This window comes from Sinorhizobium alkalisoli, from assembly GCF_008932245.1.
Taxonomy (GTDB): Bacteria; Pseudomonadota; Alphaproteobacteria; order Rhizobiales; family Rhizobiaceae; genus Sinorhizobium; species Sinorhizobium alkalisoli.
On sequence record NZ_CP034909.1, the window covers coordinates 1,205,344 to 1,221,836 of the forward strand.

Here is a 16,493-nt window from a genome sequence, read left to right on the forward strand (position 1 = left end):
TGACATGCGCGCGGTCGTCGTCGTTCCCGTCCTGAAGAAATCGGGAAGGGGCACGAGCGAAACGCCGTCCCTAACGACGACCCGTTCCGATGAAAGCCGGCTGGAAGAGGCGACAGGACTTGCGCTTGCGATCGATCTCGAGGTCGTCCATGGCTCCATCGTTCCCGTCGCCCAACCGAAACCCGGCACGCTGCTCGGCAGCGGCAAGATCGAGGAAATCGGCCATGTCCTCAACGAAAAGGACGCGGGTCTCGTCATCGTCGATCACCCGCTGACGCCGGTGCAGCAGCGCAACCTCGAGAAGGAGTGGAACGCCAAGGTCATCGACCGCACCGGACTCATTCTCGAGATTTTCGGTCGGCGCGCCTCCACCAAGGAGGGAACGCTCCAGGTCGATCTTGCCCATCTCAACTATCAGAAGGGCCGCCTCGTTCGAAGCTGGACCCACCTGGAGCGCCAGCGCGGCGGTGCGGGCTTCATGGGCGGTCCGGGTGAAACCCAGATCGAGGCGGACCGCCGCCTGCTGCAGGAAAGGATCGTGCGGCTCGAACGCGAGCTGGAGCAAGTGCGGCGCACGCGCCAGCTTCATCGCTCGAAGCGCAAGAAAGTGCCGCATCCGATCGTGGCGCTGGTCGGCTACACGAATGCCGGCAAGTCGACGCTGTTCAACCGGATGACCGGGGCGGGGGTCCTTGCCGAAGACATGCTCTTCGCGACGCTCGATCCGACGCTCCGGAGGCTGAAGTTGCCGCGCGGGCGCATGGTGATTCTGTCGGACACCGTTGGTTTCATCTCCGATCTGCCGACGCATCTGGTGGCGGCATTCCGCGCGACGCTGGAGGAGGTGCTCGAAGCCGACCTGATCCTGCATGTGCGTGACCTCTCCGACCCGGACAACCAGGCGCAGTCGAGCGACGTGCTGCGCATCCTTGCCGATCTTGGCATCGATGAGAAGGAAGGCGCCGAGCGCATCGTCGAAGTGTGGAACAAGATCGACAAGCTCGAGCCCGAGATGCGCGAGGCGCTGATGAAGAAAGCGTCGAGCGCCGAAGATACCGTCGCCGTCTCCGCGATCACCGGCGCCGGGGTGGATGACCTGCTCGCCGAAATCGGCCGGCGTCTTTCCGGCGTCCTGACCCAATGCACGATCGCGCTCGGCCTCGACCAATTGCAGATGCTGCCCTGGATCTATGAGCACGCGATCGTCGACGGCCGCGAGGACCTTGAAGACGGGCGCGTCAGCCTGGACCTGCGCCTGACGGAAGGGGAAGCGGCCGAGCTCGAAAGAAGGCTCGGCAACGGACCGAAACAGGTCGAAGAGGACTGGTGAATTGGTGACGTAACGGCATGCCGCTACGTCAATTGCCGTTCGATCGCCTTGGCCGCCTGCCAGAGTTCCTCCATGCGCTCGAGCGAAGCGGCATCGAGCGTTTCCCCGCCCGCTTTCAACTCCCGTTCGATATGGCCGAAACGGCGCCGGAATTTGGTGTTGGTGCCGCGCAGCGCCATTTCCGGATCGGTGCCGACATGGCGACCGATATTGACGAGGGCAAAGATGAGGTCGCCAAGCTCGTCGGCGATCTTGTTGCGGTCGCCGTCGTGAAGCGCTTGCCGCAGTTCGGCGACCTCCTCCTCGATCTTGTCGAGAATCGGCTCGGGCTCAGACCAGTCGAAGCCGACCTTGGCGGCGCGTTCCTGCAGCTTCAGGGCTTCGACCAGCGCCGGGAAGCTGCGCTGGATTGATCCCAGGTGGCCGCTCCCTGCCTCCTCGGGCAGGCCGCGCCGCAGGCGGCGATTCTGCCGGTCGGCCTTCTCCGCCTGTTTGATCTCCTCCCATTGCAGCTTGACTGCCTCGGGCGTATCGGCACCGGCGCGGGCAAAGACATGCGGGTGGCGACGGATCATCTTGCGGGTGACGGCTTCGACCACGTCGCCAAAGGCGAATTCGCCGGCCTCCTCCGCCATGCGCGCGTGGAAGACGACCTGAAGAAGCAGGTCTCCGAGTTCGTCGCAGAGATCGTCCATGTCGTGGCGCTCGATCGCATCCGCGACCTCGTAGGCTTCCTCGAGCGTATAGGGCTTGATCGTCTCGAAAGTCTGCACGATGTCCCACGGGCACCCGGTCTCCGGGTGGCGGAGAGCGGCCATGATGTCGAGCAGGGTTTGAATGTCGCGGGAAGGTTCCATCGGATCAGTTCAGCGGTATGTCGTTGTTGTCCTTGCCCGCCTGATAGGTGTCGGACAGGCGGTCGTAATGCGTGCGGATGCGGGCGTCCTGTGCCGCAAGCCGCTTTCTCGTGTCCGGATCGGCGTCTTGCGCCAGCTCCCTGATCGAGGCCGAGGACCAAAAGGCATTCTCGCGGGCATAGCCGCCCGGTTCGAGCCGAAAGACCTCCTTGAGGATCTTCAGGTCATGCGGGATTGAGAATGCATCGCGCGAATCCTTGTGGCTGAAGAAATAATAGAAGTTGTCGAAGCCGGACCAGGTGATGGCCGAGAGGCACATGGAACACGGTTCGTGCGTCGACAGGAAAATCAGGTCGCGCGTGTCGGGTCTTTCCGCCATTTCGTAGAAACGTTTGAGCGTGTGGACCTCGCCGTGCCACAGTGGGTTTTCGGTCTCGTTGTTGGTCTCCGCCAAGACGAGCGAGAGGTCTGATTTGCGCAGGATTGCGGCCCCGAACACCTTGTTGCCGGCCGCGACGCCCTTTTCGGTGAGCGGCAATATGTCCTTCTCGATGACCGTCAGCAGGCGCTCGGCCATTTCATGTCGCTTCATGGCTTGAGTTCTCCCGTGCCACCCGCCGGCATTTAACGGAGGTCGGGGCTATGGCGCAATGGCAGCCGCGGCTGCCGGAGATATTTGCTCAAAAAGATTGGCTGTCGAGCAAAACAATACGTGCCCGCAAAGCCATAGAAATTTCTGTTTCTTCAATTGGCAGCGGCTATGAGGGATATTCGCCGCAGCCTGTAGAAGGAGCCGTCCTCTCGCCATGTCACAACAACTGTCCGTGTTTCCGGCATTTTTTCGCGTCGCGCAGAAGCGCGTGGCGGTGTTCGGCAATGGTGACGAGGCGTTTGCCAAGGTACGGTTGCTGTTGAACACCGAGGCGCGGATCGTTGCCTATGCGGACCAGCCGGAGTCGGCCTTCGAGAAGTTCCTGAACGAGAAGGGCATCGAGACCGTTCGTGAAGGCTTTGCCGCCGATCAGGTGGAAGGCTCCGCGCTCGTCTTTGCCGCAACCGGTGATGCCGCTGCCGACCGGGTGATCGTGACCGCCGCACGGGTTGAGAGAATTCCGGCGAATGCCGTCGATCAGCCGGACTATTGCGACTTCCTGACGCCCGCGCTCGTCAATCGCGCGCCGGTCGCCGTTGCAATCGGCACCGAGGGGGCGGGCCCGGTCCTGGCGCAGATGATCCGCGCACAGATCGACCAATTGCTGTCCCCGTCGCTTGGGCTTGTCGCATCGCTGGCTGCGACCTATCGCGAAGCGGTCGACCGCCTCGTGCCGCGCGGCGTCGCGCGGCGGGTGTTTTGGCGGCGCTTCTTTTCGGGGGCGGTCTCCGATCACGTAGCCGCCGGCGATCTTGCTTCCGCCAGCCGCGAGGCCGCGCGCCTGTTGATTGCGGCCGGAGATGTGCCTGGCCATGTCTGGCTTGTCGGTGCCGGGCCGGGAGCGGAGGATCTGCTGACGCTGAGAGCGCAGCGCGTCATGATGGAGGCGGACGTCATCGTCTATGATGCGCTGGTTCCGCAGGCGATCGTCGATATGGGGCGTCGCGACGCCGAGCGTCTGTCCGTCGGCAAGCGCAAGGGATGTCATACCAAGTCGCAGGACGAGATCAATCACCTGCTGGTGAAGCTTGCCGGCGAAGGCAAGCGCGTGGTGCGGCTGAAATCCGGCGATCCGCTGATCTTCGGCCGTGCCGGAGAGGAAATGGCTGCCTTGCGCGAGGCCGGCATCAGCTACGAAATCGTGCCGGGAATCACCTCGGCCTTTGCTGCTGCGGCGGATTTCGAGTTGCCGCTGACGCTGCGCGGCGTCGCATCCTCGCTGGTCTTCACCACGGGACACGACCTCGCCGGCGACGTTCTGCCCGACTGGGCGCGACTTGCTGTTTCCGGCGCGACGATAGCCGTCTATATGGGGCGCACGGTGGCGGCTTCGGTGGCGGGCCGGCTGATGAAGGCGGGGCTTGCGCCCGAGACGACGGTGGCGGTGATCGAGAATGCCAGCCGCGCCGAGCGCCGGTTGCTGCACGGGACCCTTGTAGATCTTCCGGGCCTCGAGAACCGCACGGAACTCGACGGTCCGGTGATGGTGATCATTGGCGACGCCGTCGCCGGCGCGAATTTCGAACGCTCGGAGCCACTGGTTGCCGCCAAGCGCCAGGTTTTCGAGGCGGAGAAGCGCGTAGAACAGATTGGGAATTGAGGACGACGCGATGGTGGACAAGGTTTTGACGGCGAATCGTTTAGGCGACGGCATATCCGTCTGGCTCGACGCTTCCGGCAAGTGGGTGGAGTCGCTCCAGGACGCGTTCATCGCCCGCCATGCGGAGGCGGTCGCCGCTCTCGAGACGACCGGCAAGCGTTCCTTCGATGCCAATGAGGTCGTCGACGTGAATGTCGTCGACGTCGAGGTGGTCGACGGTGTGCTCCGCCCGCTGCGCATGCGCGAGCGCATTCGGGCCGAGGGGCCGTCGATTGCCTATGCGCCCGGATATGACGGGCTTGCCGGCCCCAAGAATGTTGCTGCCTGAGGACCCGATCACCCATGTATCGCTACGACGAATTTGACCACTCCTTCGTATCCGCACGCGTCGAGCAGTTCCGTGACCAGGTCCAGCGGCGGCTTTCCGGCGAACTCGCCGAAGATGCCTTCAAGCCGCTTCGGCTGATGAACGGCGTATACCTGCAGCTTCACGCCTATATGCTGCGCGTCGCCATCCCCTACGGCACGCTGTCGAGCCGGCAGATGCGCATGCTCGCGCATATCGCCCGAAAATACGACCGCGGCTACGGCCATTTCACCACGCGCCAGAACATCCAGTACAACTGGCCGCGCCTTTCCGACACGCCCGACATCCTCGCGGAGCTTGCAAGCGTCGAGATGCATGCCCTGCAGACCTCCGGCAATTGCATTCGCAACGTTACGGCGGATCATTTCGCGGGTGCTGCGGCCGACGAGGTCGCCGATCCGCGGCCCTACGCCGAAATCCTCCGGCAATGGTCGAGCGTCCATCCGGAGTTCTCCTTCTTGCCGCGCAAGTTCAAGATTGCCGTCACCGGCGCCGAGCGTGATCGCGCCGCGATCCAGGTGCATGATATCGGCCTGCATCTGAAGAAGGACGGGGATGGCAAGCTTGGTTTCGCCGTCTATGTCGGGGGCGGGCAGGGCCGTACCCCGATGATCGCCAAGAAGATCCGCGACTTTCTGCCGGAAGAGGACCTTCTCTCCTACACGACGGCGATCATGCGCGTTTACAACCTCTATGGCCGTCGCGACAACAAGTACAAGGCGCGCATCAAGATCCTGGTGCATGAAACCGGCACGGAGGAACTGGCACGCCAGGTCGAATCCGAATTCGCCAGCCTCAAGGACACCGAACTGAAGCTGCCGGACGCCGACATCCAGGCGATCGCCGCCTATTTTGCGCCGCCGGCACTGCCGGAAAGGCAGGAAGGTTGGGGCAATCTGGCCCGCTGGAAGAAGGCCGATCCGGCCTTCGATCAATGGGTGCGCCAGAACGTACAGCCGCACAAGCACCCGGATTACGGCATGGTGACGATCTCGCTGAAGCCGATCGGCGGCATTCCGGGCGACGCGACCGACGCGCAGATGGATGTGGTTGCCGATATCGCCGAGGAATACGCCTTCGATGAGATCCGTGTCAGCCACGAGCAGAACCTGATCCTGCCGCATGTGGCTCTGGCGGACCTGGAACCGGTCTACCGCGCGCTCGTCGCCGCCCGGCTTGCGACGGCCAATGCGGGGTTAATCACGGATATCATCGCCTGTCCCGGCCTTGACTACTGCGCACTTGCCAATGCACGTTCGATCCCGATTGCCCAGGAGATTTCGAACCGTTTCGGCGCGCCCGAGCGGCAGGCCGAGATCGGCGAACTGAAGATCAAGATCTCCGGCTGCATCAATGCCTGCGGCCACCACCATGTCGGTCATATCGGCCTCCTGGGTGTCGAAAAGAAGGGCGCGGAACTCTATCAGATCACGCTGGGTGGGTCGGGAGACGAAAACACATCGATCGGCGAGATCATCGGACGCGGCTTCGAGCCGGAGAAGGTGACGGACGCCGTGGAGACGATCGTCGACACCTATCTCGGCCTGCGCCGGGACAAGTCGGAGACGTTCCTCGAAGCCTATCGCCGTGTGGGGCCGCAGCCGTTCAAGGATGCGCTCTACGGCGGCGCCCAGGAAGCCGCGTGACGGAAACCGCTGAACAGGAATGAAACGATGACGAAAATCTGGAAGGAAAGCGGTTTCGTGAACGATGATCCCTGGGTCATCGAGACCGAGGAGGCAAAGGCGGGGTCGAACGAAAAAGCGATCGTCGGCCTCGACGCATTCTTGGAGCAGACCGCGGCCGGCGCATCGGGCCTTGGCGTATTGATTTCGCCCGCCGACGACGTGACCCGCCTGACGCCGCATCTCGACCGTGTCGCGCTTGTTGCTGTCGCCTTTCCGGCCTTCAACGACGGCCGGGCCTTCAGCCATGCCTCGCTGCTGCGGACGCGGCTTGGCTATGCGGGTGAAATCCGCGCCGTCGGAGACGTGCTGATCGACCAGATCCCGCTGATGCTGCGCTGCGGCATCGAGAGCTTCGCGGTCACCAATGCGACGGCGCTCAAGCGGCTCGCGGAAGGGAGGCTGCCGGGCATATCCAACCACTACCAGCCGACGGCAAAGCCCAGTGCGAACGCCAATTCCTACAGCTGGCGCCGGGTCTCCTGAAAAAATCGGCCCGCGACAGAGTGAAGCAAGGCGAAATCCTCCAAAGCGGCCTATATTTGGAAGGGAATTGCTTTCAATCGGCCGAGCCTTGGAATATCCGCTTGGACTTGGTAGAAAGCGTCACCATTACAGGACTGAAGCCATATGAATGCTCCGGCAAAAAAGGAAGATTTCACGGTCCAGGCTCCGGCGGGTGTCTTCTTGGAGACGGTCACGAGCGTCGAGCACTACACGGACCGGCTCTTCCGCTTTCGCATGACACGCCCGCAGGAGTTTCGCTTCCGCTCCGGTGAGTTTGCCATGATCGGCCTCATGGTCGGCGACAAGCCGATCTATCGTGCCTATTCCGTTGCCAGCCCGGCATGGGATGAGGAACTCGAGTTTTTCTCGATCAAGGTACCGGACGGCCCGCTGACCTCACACCTGCAGAAGATCAAGGCCGGCGACCAGGTGTTGATGCGCAAGAAGCCGACGGGCACGCTGGTGCTGGACGCCCTCGTGCCCGGGCGCCGGCTCTACATGTTCTCGACCGGAACCGGCATTGCTCCCTTCGCGAGCCTGATCCGCGACCCGGAAACCTACGAGAAGTTCGAGGAGGTCATCCTCACGCATACCTGCCGCGACGTGGCGGAACTGAAATACGGCTTCGACCTCGTCCAGGAGATCCGCAATCACGAGTTCCTGAACGAAATCGTCGGCGACAAGCTGCGCCATTACGCCACGGTTACGCGCGAGGATTACCCGTTCAAGGGCCGCATTACCGATCTGATGACCAACGGCAAGTTCTTTGCCGATCTCGGTCTGCCGCCGCTCGACCCGGCAATCGACCGCGGGATGATCTGCGGCTCCACGGCCATGCTGAAGGACACGAAGGAGATCCTCGAGGCCGCCGGCCTGACCGAGGGCGCCAACAACAAGCCGGCCGAATTCGTCATCGAACGTGCCTTCGTCGGCTGACCGGCGAGCGAAAGCGTGCAATCAGCAAAGAGGCGCACCCCCGACGCGCCTCTTTTGTATTGTGGGTTCGGCACGGGCCTGTTGGGTCGATCCGACGGCTGTCGCCGCGGGTAGGTGACCCGTGACTGCGTGAGCTGACCGCCATAGGCGCGCGGGGCAATGCAATTCGACGCCGGCGTCGGCAGCAAGAAAAACGGCCGGCCTGGTGAAGGCGGGCCGTTCTGTTCCGATGCTCGTTCTGGATTCAGTGCAGGATCTGGCTGAGGAACAGCTTGGTACGCTCGTGCTGCGGATTGTCGAAGAACTCGGCCGGCGAATTCTGCTCGACGATCTGGCCCTGATCCATGAAGATCACGCGGTTGGCGACCTGGCGAGCGAAACCCATTTCATGGGTGACGCAGAGCATGGTCATGCCTTCTTCCGCGAGGCCGACCATGGTGTCGAGCACTTCCTTGATCATTTCCGGGTCGAGCGCCGAAGTCGGTTCGTCGAAAAGCATGATCTTCGGATTCATGCAGAGCGAACGGGCGATGGCGACGCGCTGTTGCTGACCGCCGGAAAGCTGCCCCGGATATTTGTGCGCCTGCTCGGGGATCTTGACCCGCTCGAGGAAATGCATCGCGACTTCCTCGGCCTCCTTCTTTGGCATTTTGCGCACCCAGATCGGCGCAAGCGTGCAGTTTTCCAGAATCGTCAGATGCGGGAAGAGGTTGAAGTGCTGGAATACCATGCCGACCTCGCGGCGCACTTCATCGATCTTCTTGAGGTCGTTGGTGAGTTCAATCCCGTCGACGACGATCTTGCCCTTCTGGTGCTCCTCGAGGCGATTGATGCAGCGGATCATCGTCGATTTGCCGGAGCCCGACGGGCCGGCGATGACGATGCGCTCGCCGCGCATGACCTTGAGATTGATGTCACGCAGGACATGGAAATCACCATACCATTTGTTCATGTTGGTGATCTCGATCGCCACGTCCGTCGCCGAGACGGTCATTTTTGAAGCAGTGGCATTATTTGCCATATGTTTTCCCCTTTTTATCGTCGGCTGGTATCGAGCAGGCGTTCCATGAAGCCTGAATAGCGCGACATGCCGAAGCAGAAAAGCCAGAAGACGAAGCCCGCGAAGATGAGGCCCGTCAATGGCGTGACGGCGGACGACCAGTTCGCATCGGCGAAGTTCAGGCGAACGATGCCGAGGAGATCGAACATGCCGATGATCGAGACGAGAGACGTGTCCTTGAACAGGCCGATGAAGGTGTTGACAATACCCGGAATCACCAGCTTCAGCGCCTGCGGCAGGATGATGAGGTTCATCTTCTGCCAGAAGCCGAGGCCGAGCGAATCGGCGCCTTCATACTGCCCCTTTGGAATGGCCTGCAGACCGCCGCGGACCACTTCCGCCATATAGGCCGAAGCGAAGAGCGACACACCGATCAAGGCGCGCAGAAATTTGTCGAAGGTCACCCCTTGGGGCAGGAACAGCGGCAGCATGACGCTGGCCATGAACAGAACCGTGATCAGCGGAACGCCGCGGACGAGTTCGATAAAGGCCGTGCAGAGCATCTTGATCACCGGCATGTTCGACCGCCGCCCAAGCGCCAGAAGAATGCCCAACGGGAGCGAAACCGCGATCCCGACAAATGACAGGACGAGGGTGACCATGAGGCCGCCCCACAGCGGTGTCTCGACGTAGGTCAGGCCGAGCCAGCCGCCGGGAAGCAGGATCGTGGCGATGATCGGCAACACGACCAGTAGCAACAACGCGTTCAGGCCCTTGTACGGAATTCTCGGGATCAGCATCGGCACGAGGAACAGGACGAACAGGATGCCGACAAGTGCTGGGCGCCAGCGTTCATCGAGCGGATAGCGGCCGAAGAGGAACTGAGAGAATTTCGCATTGACGAAGGCCCAGCAGGCGCCGCTCCAGCCGTCCGGCTGCGAGCCGCCCTGGGCGATCGTGGCGCAAACGCCGCGGCCGCCGCCCGTCCAGGCGGCGTCTATGAAGAGCCATTGTAGAGCCGGCGGCACCAGCCATGCCAGGATGAGCAGACTGATGATGGTCATGGCCGTGTCTTTCGGCGTAGCGAAGAGATTCTTCCTGAGCCAATAGACAATGCCGCTGTCCAGCGCCGGGGGAGGTGAGGCTTCGATTATCGAAGCACGAACGAAAGATGCCTGTTGCGTGGTCATGAACTCACCTCTCCACCAGCGCCATGCGAGCGTTGTACCAGTTCATGAACAGCGAGGTCGCGAGGCTGAGCGTCAGGTACACGATGAGCCAGATGCTGACGACTTCGATCGACTGACCGGTCTGGTTGAGAATGGTGCCGCCGACGGCGACGAGGTCGGCGTAGCCGATGGCGACCGCCAGTGACGAGTTCTTGGTGAGGTTGAGATACTGGCTGGTCAATGGCGGGATGATGATGCGCATGGCCTGCGGGACGACCACGAGGCGCGTCGTCAGCCGGGGACGGATGCCGAGCGCATGGGCGGCCTCCGTCTGCCCCTTCGAAACTCCGCGGATACCGGCCCGGACAATCTCCGCGATGAAGGCGGCAGTATAGAAGGACAGCGCGAGGAAGAGCGACATGAATTCCGGTCCGACGACCGAACCACCGGTGAGATTGAACCTGCCGGCAACGGGCAGGTCGAACGTGAGCGGTGCCCCTGTCACGAGGAAGGTGACCGCAGGCAAGCCGATGGTCAGTCCGAGCACGGTCCACAGCACGGGCAAGCGCCGGCCGGTCGCCATCTGCCGCTGGCGTGCGTAACGGGCAAAGACGAAACTTGCTGCGAGGGCGACCAAGAGCGCGACTATCGTATACGCCGCGCCCTCTTCGAAAATGGGCTTCGGGAAGGCGACGCCGCGATTGCTCACGTATATATCGAGGGGCAGCTCGAGCGCGTCACGTGCCTGCGGCAGAATTGCCAGAACGCCGCTGTACCAGAAGAAGATGACGAGCAGCGGCGGGATGTTGCGGAACACCTCGACATAGGCCAGCGAAAGCTTGGCAATGATCCAGTTGTGCGAAAGGCGCCCGATGCCGACGATGAAGCCGATAACCGTGGCGGTGATGATGCCCGTGATCGCCACCAGCAATGTGTTGACGAAACCGACCACCAGGGCGCGGCCGTAGGTGGAATCGCTGGTGAACGCAATCAGCGATTGCCCAACGTCGAAACCCGCGCGGCTGTTCAGGAAACCGTAGCCGGATGCGATATTCGCGCGCCGCAGGTTCTCGATCGTGTTGTCGACGATCCAATAGATGAGAACCGCGAGAATGATGATAGTGAGTGCCTGGTAAAATATTCCGCGCACCTGGGGATCGTTGAAGATCGATCCCGAGGATTTGCTTTTTTCAGGCGCATCTGTAACGCCAATGGCCATGCAATGCCTCTTTCCCCAATCCGCCCTTTGTGGGCGTTCTTATCGTTGAAGACGGGGGAGCGGCGGTACCGCTCCCCCGGTTCGTAAATGCCGATCAGCGGACCGGCATCGCGTACTGGAGGCCGCCCTTCGTCCACAGCGCGTTCAGACCGCGCTCGATCTTCAGCGGGCTGCCGGCGCCGATGTTGCGATCGAACACCTCGCCATAATTGCCGACTGCCTTGATGATGTTCACCGCCCACTCGTTGGTAAGGCCGAGGTCGGTGCCGATCTTGCTATCGGCTTCTACGCCGAGGAAGCGCTGAACGTCCGGGTTGGCGGAGCTCTTCATTTCCTCGACATTGGCCTGAGTGATGCCGAATTCTTCAGCCTGGACTAGAGCGTAATGGATCCAGGTGACGATATCGAACCATTGGTCATCGCCCTGGCGGACAGCCGGGCCGAGCGGCTCCTTCGAGATGATTTCCGGCAGGATGATGTGATCATCCGGGTTGGAAAGCGTGAGACGCAGCGAATAGAGGCCCGATTGGTCCGTCGTGTAAACGTCGCAGCGGCCGGCGTCATAGGCTGCGTTCACTTCCTCGAGCTTCTCGAAGACGACCGGATTGTACTGCAGGTTGTTCGCCTTGAAATAATCGGCGAGGTTCAATTCGGTGGTGGTGCCGGTTTGCACGCAAACGGCGGCGCCGGAGAGTTCGAGAGCCGACTTCACATCGAGGCTCTTGCGTACCATGAAGCCCTGGCCGTCGTAATAGTTGACCGGGCGGAAGTTGAAGCCGAGTGCCGTGTCGCGATTGATGGTCCAGGTGGTGTTGCGAGCCAGGACGTCTACTTCACCGGACTGCAGCGCCGGGAAACGCTCCTTTGCGGAGGTCGGCGTGTACTTCACCTTGGAGGCGTCGCCGAAGATGGCGGCCGCAATGGCCTTGCAGTAATCGACGTCGAAGCCGCTCCAGTTGCCGGCAGCATCAGGTGCCGCGAAGCCGGCGAGACCCGTGTTCACGCCGCACTGGACGAAGCCCTTCGCTTTCACGTCGTCAAGGGTAGCGGCCGATGCAGCATTTGCGCCAATCCCCGCGACAGCACCGCATACCAAGGCTGTCAGAATTCTTCTTGCCATTTTTTTGAACCTTTTCGGTTGTTAGTTCCCGTCTGCACGGTCGTGCGCTTATAGCGCGTGCAGCCTCAGCCACCCTCCTGGCTTGAGTGCGGTCTATCTCATGCCCAAAATCCACAAGGGTCAAGAGATGATGCCGATTTTCCGTTTTTTCATGTGAAAAACATGAAATCCGCCAGAAGTTTAGGCAGATCTGACGGAAAAACCGGAGGTAATGCGCAAAATGCTGCCACTTGCACGTTTATCGGGATTCGATGGCTCGCCGCCGAATTTCCCCCTTGACCCCGCAGGTGCGGCATTCGATGAGTTGCCGTGGCGAATTTCAACAGCGGATTTTTCGAATGGCAGAAAAGACGAGCGCAGTTCGCGAGATGGGAGTCAACACCCGCCTTGCGCACACCGGCAACAATCCCTCCGACTTCCATGGATTCGTCAATCCGCCTGTCGTGCACGCTTCGACCGTGCTGTTTCCAAACGCCAGAACCATGGAAACGCGGGCGCAGAAGTACACCTATGGTACACGCGGCACGCCGACGACCGATGCGCTCTGCGACGCGATAAACGATCTCGAGGGAGCAACTGGAACGATTCTCGTGCCCTCGGGGCTTGCGGCTGTCACCGTGCCGTTCCTTGCCTATCTCTCATCGGGCGACCACGCCCTCATCGTCGATTCGGTCTATTTCCCGACACGACATTTCTGCGACACGATGTTGACCCGGCTCGGTGTGACGGTCGAATACTACGATCCGATGATAGGGGCGGGAATCGAAGCCTTGATCAGGCCGAATACGCGGCTCGTTCATACGGAGGCGCCGGGTTCGAACACGTTCGAAATGCAGGATATCCGGGCGATTGCCGAGGCTGCGCATCGCCATGACTGCATCGTGACCATGGACAACACCTGGGCAACGCCGCTCTACTTCCGGCCGCTCGAGCATGGCGTGGACATTTCCATCCACGCCGCCACCAAATATCCGTCCGGTCATTCGGACGTCCTGCTCGGAACGGTTTCCGCCAATGCGGCGCATTGGCCGGCCCTGAGCGAAGCGATGGTGACGCTCGGCGTATGCGTGTCGCCGGACGACAGTTACCAGATCCTGCGCGGCCTGCGCACGATGGGCATTCGCCTCGAGCGGCATCAGGCAAGCGCTTTTGAAATCGCGCGCTGGCTCGAGGGCCATGAAGAGGTCGCGCGTGTACTGCATCCCGCGTTGCCGAGTTTTCCTGGGCATGAATTGTGGAAACGTGACTTTGGCGGCGCAAGCGGCATCTTCTCGTTCGTGCTGAAAGCCGGACCGGAGACGAGCAGGGCGAAGGCCCATGCCTTCCTCGACGCGCTCTCCATCTTTGGCCTTGGCTATTCCTGGGGCGGTTTCGAAAGTCTGGCGCTTCATGTGAACCTCGCCGACCGCAGGGTGGCGAAAGCCCCTTCGGAAGGCCCGGTAATCCGGCTGCAGATCGGCCTGGAAGACGTTCAGGACATCCGGCGCGACGTCGAGGCCGGCCTTGCAGCGGCGAAGGCCGTCTGACCGCGCCGAAGTGACGCTCCAGCGCCGCGCGTCTCTTCGGACGCGCAAGGCCGATGTAATTCTTTTAATCTGCGCATCGAGCTTTCCGAAAATCGGGTACGATTTTTGGGCCGATGCGTTATCGTCCCGGAGCGCCGTAGCCGTAAAGCCAGTCGAGATCGGCGGCCAGCGTTTCAGGGCCGCGTAGCGCCAGAACCGCATTGCGCACCACCTGGATTGGCCCTCCGGCATGATAAGCGAAGCGGTTGAAGGCGCCCCTCTTGCGGACACGGGCAATGCGCGGCCTGCGTGCGGCCTCATATTGGCGGAGCGCGGCGGCAACATCGTCGCATCGCTTGAGACATCGGGCGAGTTCCTGGGCGTCCTCGATCGCCATCGCCGCGCCCTGAGCGGCAAATGGCGTCATGGCATGCGCGGCGTCGCCGATGAGAACGATGTCGCGCCCGTTGTGCCACGGGCCTTTACCGACCGTGCAGAGGGGCCAGTAGGTCGCTGAAGCGGCACTGTCGAGCATCGAGCGCAGGCCGGCGTTCCAGTGCCGGAATGCCGCGGCAAGTTCCCGTCGCCGCTCTTCGGAATTCTGGCCGACCCATGTCTCGTTTGCGGGCCTCCCACCTATGATCGCGATCAGGTTGAAGCTGTCCGTCTCCCTGATCGGGTAAACTACGAGGTGAGCGTTCGCTCCGAGAAAGGCCGTGACGCGATCGTCCGAGAGGCAGTTAGCCGCGCATGCGCGCGGTACCATCAGGCGCCAGGCGACATCGCCGGTAAAACGCACTGCCCCCCCTTGCGGGAGGGTGGCTCTGACCTGCGACCTGATACCGTCGGCGCCGATGGTGACCGACGGCCGCCGGCCGGTTGCCGCCATGACCGCCGGGACGGGATCGCCTTCGATCCGGCTTCCGAGATGCAGCCGGCAGCGCGGCTCCGACTGCACGGCATGAAGCAGGATCCGCTGGAGGCTGGCTCGGTGGAGCACGCCATAGGGCGCCGCCCAGCGGTTGCGCGCGTCGGCACCAGCCGGTACGCGTGCGAGCGTCCGCAGTGACCGGCCATCGGCAAGAGCAATGGTATCCGGTTCGCTCCAAACCGCCCGAAGCGCTTCGAGCAGCCCGAGTTCGATTAGTATTCGCGATGCGTTCGGCGAGAGTTGCAGCCCGGCGCCGACCTCCTCGAGCGTTTCCGCCTGTTCGAAAATATCCGTGTTGAAGCCTTGGCGCGCAAGGCAGAGCGCCATCGTGAGGCCGGCAATGCCGGCGCCGACGATCGCGATCGGAGCCGCGTTTTGCATCGGCGCCGTGCCGACGCCAATCAGGCGGCTTTGTTTTCGAAGAGACAGCCCGGCGGGATCGTTTCCGTCGCCTTCAGCGACGGATTATAGCGATACAAGGTCGAGCAGTAGGAGCAGACCTTCTCGTTGTCATCGCCCATGTCGATGAAAATATGCGGGTGGTCGAAGGGAATGGATGCGCCCGTGCACATGAACTCCTTCACGCCGATCTCGATTACCCGGTGCCCGCCGTCGTTCTGGAAATGCGGGATGCTGTGGCCGGCCATGCTTGAGACTCCGATGAATGCAAATCTTGGCTGTTTGATTTTGCCGGCACCATAGTGAGCTTTGTCGGAAATGTGTAGAAGCAAACATGACGCGCCTGTGGTTTTTGGGGGTGCAGGGGTTTTCCGCCAAGCCCTTAGCGCCTAGTTTGCGGCCAAAATCGAACAATTCGCCAGGAACAGAAATGGATCTGAATCCGCCGCAATTCTCGCGCTTCGTGCATGACGGACTGGAAATCGCCTTTTTCGACGAGGGAGACCGTTCAGGGGATCCGATCCTGCTCATCCATGGCTTCGGCTCGAGCGCCAACGTCAACTGGGTGTTTCCGGGATGGGTGAAGGCGTTGGGCGAAGCAGGCTACCGGGTGATTGCGCTCGACAATCGTGGTCACGGCGCCAGCAGCAAGCCCTACGACCCTTCCCTTTATCACCCGCCGCAAATGGCGGGTGACGCGGCTGCACTTCTCAGCCATCTCGGCATCGGCGACGCGCATGTTATGGGCTATTCCATGGGCGCGCGCATCTCCGCCTTCCTCGCCTTGGGGCATCCGCACCGCGTCCGTTCGCTCATTTTCGGCGGGCTCGGGATCGGCATGGTAAGGGGCGTCGGGGACTGGGATTCGATCGCCGGCGCGCTTCTTGCGCCATCGCTCGAGGACGTGACGCACGAACGCGGTCGCATGTTCCGTGCCTTTGCCGATCAGACGAAGAGCGACCGCCAGGCGCTTGCCGCGTGCATTTCCACCTCGCGCGATCTGCTATCGGTGGAGGATGTCGGGCGCATCGAGGCGCCGGTGCTGATCGGCGTCGGGACGAAGGATGATATTGCCGGGTCGGCACAGGAACTTGCCGCGCTGATGCCACATGCCACGGCGCTGGACATTCCGGGGCGCGACCATATGCTGGCGGTGGGCGACCGGGTGTTCAAGAAGGCGGTTCTCGAGTTCCTCGCAGAGGTCGGCCGGAGATAG

Annotated in this window: 16 protein-coding genes; 8 read left to right on the forward strand and 8 right to left on the reverse strand. The window is 61.9% G+C overall.

Features of this window, described 5'->3' with window-relative positions; all coding sequences use genetic code 11:
• Positions 1 to 4: 4 nt before the first annotated feature.
• Entirely contained in the window at positions 5 to 1,330 is a 1,326-nt protein-coding gene (gene hflX / locus EKH55_RS05995) for a GTPase HflX (protein ID WP_069457848.1), read from the forward strand.
• A 23-nt stretch (positions 1,331 to 1,353) separates the two neighbouring features.
• Here the strand turns inward: hflX and mazG are convergent, their stop codons facing one another.
• Entirely contained in the window at positions 1,354 to 2,187 is an 834-nt protein-coding gene (gene mazG, locus EKH55_RS06000; RefSeq protein WP_151611163.1) for a nucleoside triphosphate pyrophosphohydrolase, read from the reverse strand.
• A gap of 4 nt (positions 2,188 to 2,191) precedes the next feature.
• Positions 2,192 to 2,779 carry a deaminase gene (locus tag EKH55_RS06005; protein WP_151611164.1) on the reverse strand — a complete coding sequence of 196 codons (588 nt, stop codon included), beginning with the start codon at positions 2,777 to 2,779 and terminating at the stop codon, positions 2,192 to 2,194.
• A 214-nt stretch (positions 2,780 to 2,993) separates the two neighbouring features.
• Between EKH55_RS06005 and cysG the strand changes: the two genes are divergently transcribed.
• The 5 genes from cysG to EKH55_RS06030 all read left to right on the forward strand — a co-directional run bounded on the left by cysG (position 2,994) and on the right by EKH55_RS06030 (position 7,934).
• Positions 2,994 to 4,439 carry a siroheme synthase CysG gene (gene cysG, locus EKH55_RS06010; protein WP_151611165.1) on the forward strand — a complete coding sequence of 482 codons (1,446 nt, stop codon included), beginning with the start codon at positions 2,994 to 2,996 and terminating at the stop codon, positions 4,437 to 4,439.
• A gap of 10 nt (positions 4,440 to 4,449) precedes the next feature.
• Positions 4,450 to 4,767, forward strand: coding sequence for a DUF2849 domain-containing protein (locus EKH55_RS06015; RefSeq protein ID WP_151611166.1), 318 nt, complete (start codon positions 4,450 to 4,452; stop codon positions 4,765 to 4,767).
• A gap of 14 nt (positions 4,768 to 4,781) precedes the next feature.
• Positions 4,782 to 6,452 carry a nitrite/sulfite reductase gene (locus tag EKH55_RS06020; protein ID WP_151611167.1) on the forward strand — a complete coding sequence of 557 codons (1,671 nt, stop codon included), beginning with the start codon at positions 4,782 to 4,784 and terminating at the stop codon, positions 6,450 to 6,452.
• Positions 6,453 to 6,479: 27 nt separating this feature from the next.
• A complete protein-coding gene (locus EKH55_RS06025; protein ID WP_069457842.1) occupies positions 6,480 to 6,977 on the forward strand; it encodes a DUF934 domain-containing protein in 498 nt (165 codons plus the stop codon).
• A gap of 144 nt (positions 6,978 to 7,121) precedes the next feature.
• Positions 7,122 to 7,934, forward strand: coding sequence for a ferredoxin--NADP reductase (locus EKH55_RS06030; RefSeq protein WP_069457841.1), 813 nt, complete (start codon positions 7,122 to 7,124; stop codon positions 7,932 to 7,934).
• A gap of 244 nt (positions 7,935 to 8,178) precedes the next feature.
• Here the strand turns inward: EKH55_RS06030 and EKH55_RS06035 are convergent, their stop codons facing one another.
• From EKH55_RS06035 to EKH55_RS06050, 4 genes are all read right to left on the reverse strand, one after another.
• Entirely contained in the window at positions 8,179 to 8,955 is a 777-nt protein-coding gene (locus tag EKH55_RS06035; protein WP_069457840.1) for an amino acid ABC transporter ATP-binding protein, read from the reverse strand.
• 14 nt (positions 8,956 to 8,969) lie between these two features.
• Entirely contained in the window at positions 8,970 to 10,124 is a 1,155-nt protein-coding gene (locus EKH55_RS06040; RefSeq protein ID WP_151611168.1) for an amino acid ABC transporter permease, read from the reverse strand.
• Between the two features lie 4 nt (positions 10,125 to 10,128).
• A complete protein-coding gene (locus tag EKH55_RS06045) occupies positions 10,129 to 11,322 on the reverse strand; it encodes an amino acid ABC transporter permease (RefSeq protein WP_069457838.1) in 1,194 nt (397 codons plus the stop codon).
• Between the two features lie 94 nt (positions 11,323 to 11,416).
• Positions 11,417 to 12,442: an amino acid ABC transporter substrate-binding protein gene (locus EKH55_RS06050; protein ID WP_069457837.1), complete on the reverse strand. Its 1,026-nt coding sequence runs from the start codon at positions 12,440 to 12,442 to the stop codon at positions 11,417 to 11,419.
• Between the two features lie 338 nt (positions 12,443 to 12,780).
• Here EKH55_RS06050 and EKH55_RS06055 point away from each other — a divergent pair, with 338 nt between their 5' ends.
• Entirely contained in the window at positions 12,781 to 13,968 is a 1,188-nt protein-coding gene (locus EKH55_RS06055) for a cystathionine beta-lyase (RefSeq protein WP_151611169.1), read from the forward strand.
• A gap of 118 nt (positions 13,969 to 14,086) precedes the next feature.
• Here EKH55_RS06055 and EKH55_RS06060 read toward each other — a convergent pair whose 3' ends face one another.
• Entirely contained in the window at positions 14,087 to 15,259 is a 1,173-nt protein-coding gene (locus EKH55_RS06060; protein WP_151611170.1) for an FAD-dependent monooxygenase, read from the reverse strand.
• A gap of 20 nt (positions 15,260 to 15,279) precedes the next feature.
• Complete coding sequence (locus tag EKH55_RS06065) at positions 15,280 to 15,525, reverse strand: zinc-finger domain-containing protein (RefSeq protein WP_069457834.1); 246 nt, start codon at positions 15,523 to 15,525, stop codon at positions 15,280 to 15,282.
• A gap of 182 nt (positions 15,526 to 15,707) precedes the next feature.
• Here EKH55_RS06065 and EKH55_RS06070 point away from each other — a divergent pair, with 182 nt between their 5' ends.
• A complete protein-coding gene (locus tag EKH55_RS06070; protein ID WP_069457833.1) occupies positions 15,708 to 16,493 on the forward strand; it encodes an alpha/beta fold hydrolase in 786 nt (261 codons plus the stop codon).

What these genes read in the sequence shown, in the direction of transcription:
- EKH55_RS06040 (WP_151611168.1), bottom strand. Translation starts at nt 10,124, where the DNA reads ATGACCACGCAACAGGCATCTTTCGTTCGTGCTTCGATAATCGAAGCC.
- EKH55_RS06035 (WP_069457840.1), bottom strand. Translation starts at nt 8,955, where the DNA reads ATGGCAAATAATGCCACTGCTTCAAAAATGACCGTCTCGGCGACGGAC.
- mazG (WP_151611163.1), bottom strand. Translation starts at nt 2,187, where the DNA reads ATGGAACCTTCCCGCGACATTCAAACCCTGCTCGACATCATGGCCGCT.
- EKH55_RS06015 (WP_151611166.1), top strand. Translation starts at nt 4,450, where the DNA reads ATGGTGGACAAGGTTTTGACGGCGAATCGTTTAGGCGACGGCATATCC.
- cysG (WP_151611165.1), top strand. Translation starts at nt 2,994, where the DNA reads ATGTCACAACAACTGTCCGTGTTTCCGGCATTTTTTCGCGTCGCGCAG.
- EKH55_RS06045 (WP_069457838.1), bottom strand. Translation starts at nt 11,322, where the DNA reads ATGGCCATTGGCGTTACAGATGCGCCTGAAAAAAGCAAATCCTCGGGA.
- EKH55_RS06025 (WP_069457842.1), top strand. Translation starts at nt 6,480, where the DNA reads ATGACGAAAATCTGGAAGGAAAGCGGTTTCGTGAACGATGATCCCTGG.
- EKH55_RS06070 (WP_069457833.1), top strand. Translation starts at nt 15,708, where the DNA reads ATGGATCTGAATCCGCCGCAATTCTCGCGCTTCGTGCATGACGGACTG.
- EKH55_RS06065 (WP_069457834.1), bottom strand. Translation starts at nt 15,525, where the DNA reads ATGGCCGGCCACAGCATCCCGCATTTCCAGAACGACGGCGGGCACCGG.
- EKH55_RS06050 (WP_069457837.1), bottom strand. Translation starts at nt 12,442, where the DNA reads ATGGCAAGAAGAATTCTGACAGCCTTGGTATGCGGTGCTGTCGCGGGG.
- EKH55_RS06020 (WP_151611167.1), top strand. Translation starts at nt 4,782, where the DNA reads ATGTATCGCTACGACGAATTTGACCACTCCTTCGTATCCGCACGCGTC.
- EKH55_RS06055 (WP_151611169.1), top strand. Translation starts at nt 12,781, where the DNA reads ATGGCAGAAAAGACGAGCGCAGTTCGCGAGATGGGAGTCAACACCCGC.
- EKH55_RS06060 (WP_151611170.1), bottom strand. Translation starts at nt 15,259, where the DNA reads ATGCAAAACGCGGCTCCGATCGCGATCGTCGGCGCCGGCATTGCCGGC.
- EKH55_RS06030 (WP_069457841.1), top strand. Translation starts at nt 7,122, where the DNA reads ATGAATGCTCCGGCAAAAAAGGAAGATTTCACGGTCCAGGCTCCGGCG.
- EKH55_RS06005 (WP_151611164.1), bottom strand. Translation starts at nt 2,779, where the DNA reads ATGAAGCGACATGAAATGGCCGAGCGCCTGCTGACGGTCATCGAGAAG.
- hflX (WP_069457848.1), top strand. Translation starts at nt 5, where the DNA reads ATGCGCGCGGTCGTCGTCGTTCCCGTCCTGAAGAAATCGGGAAGGGGC.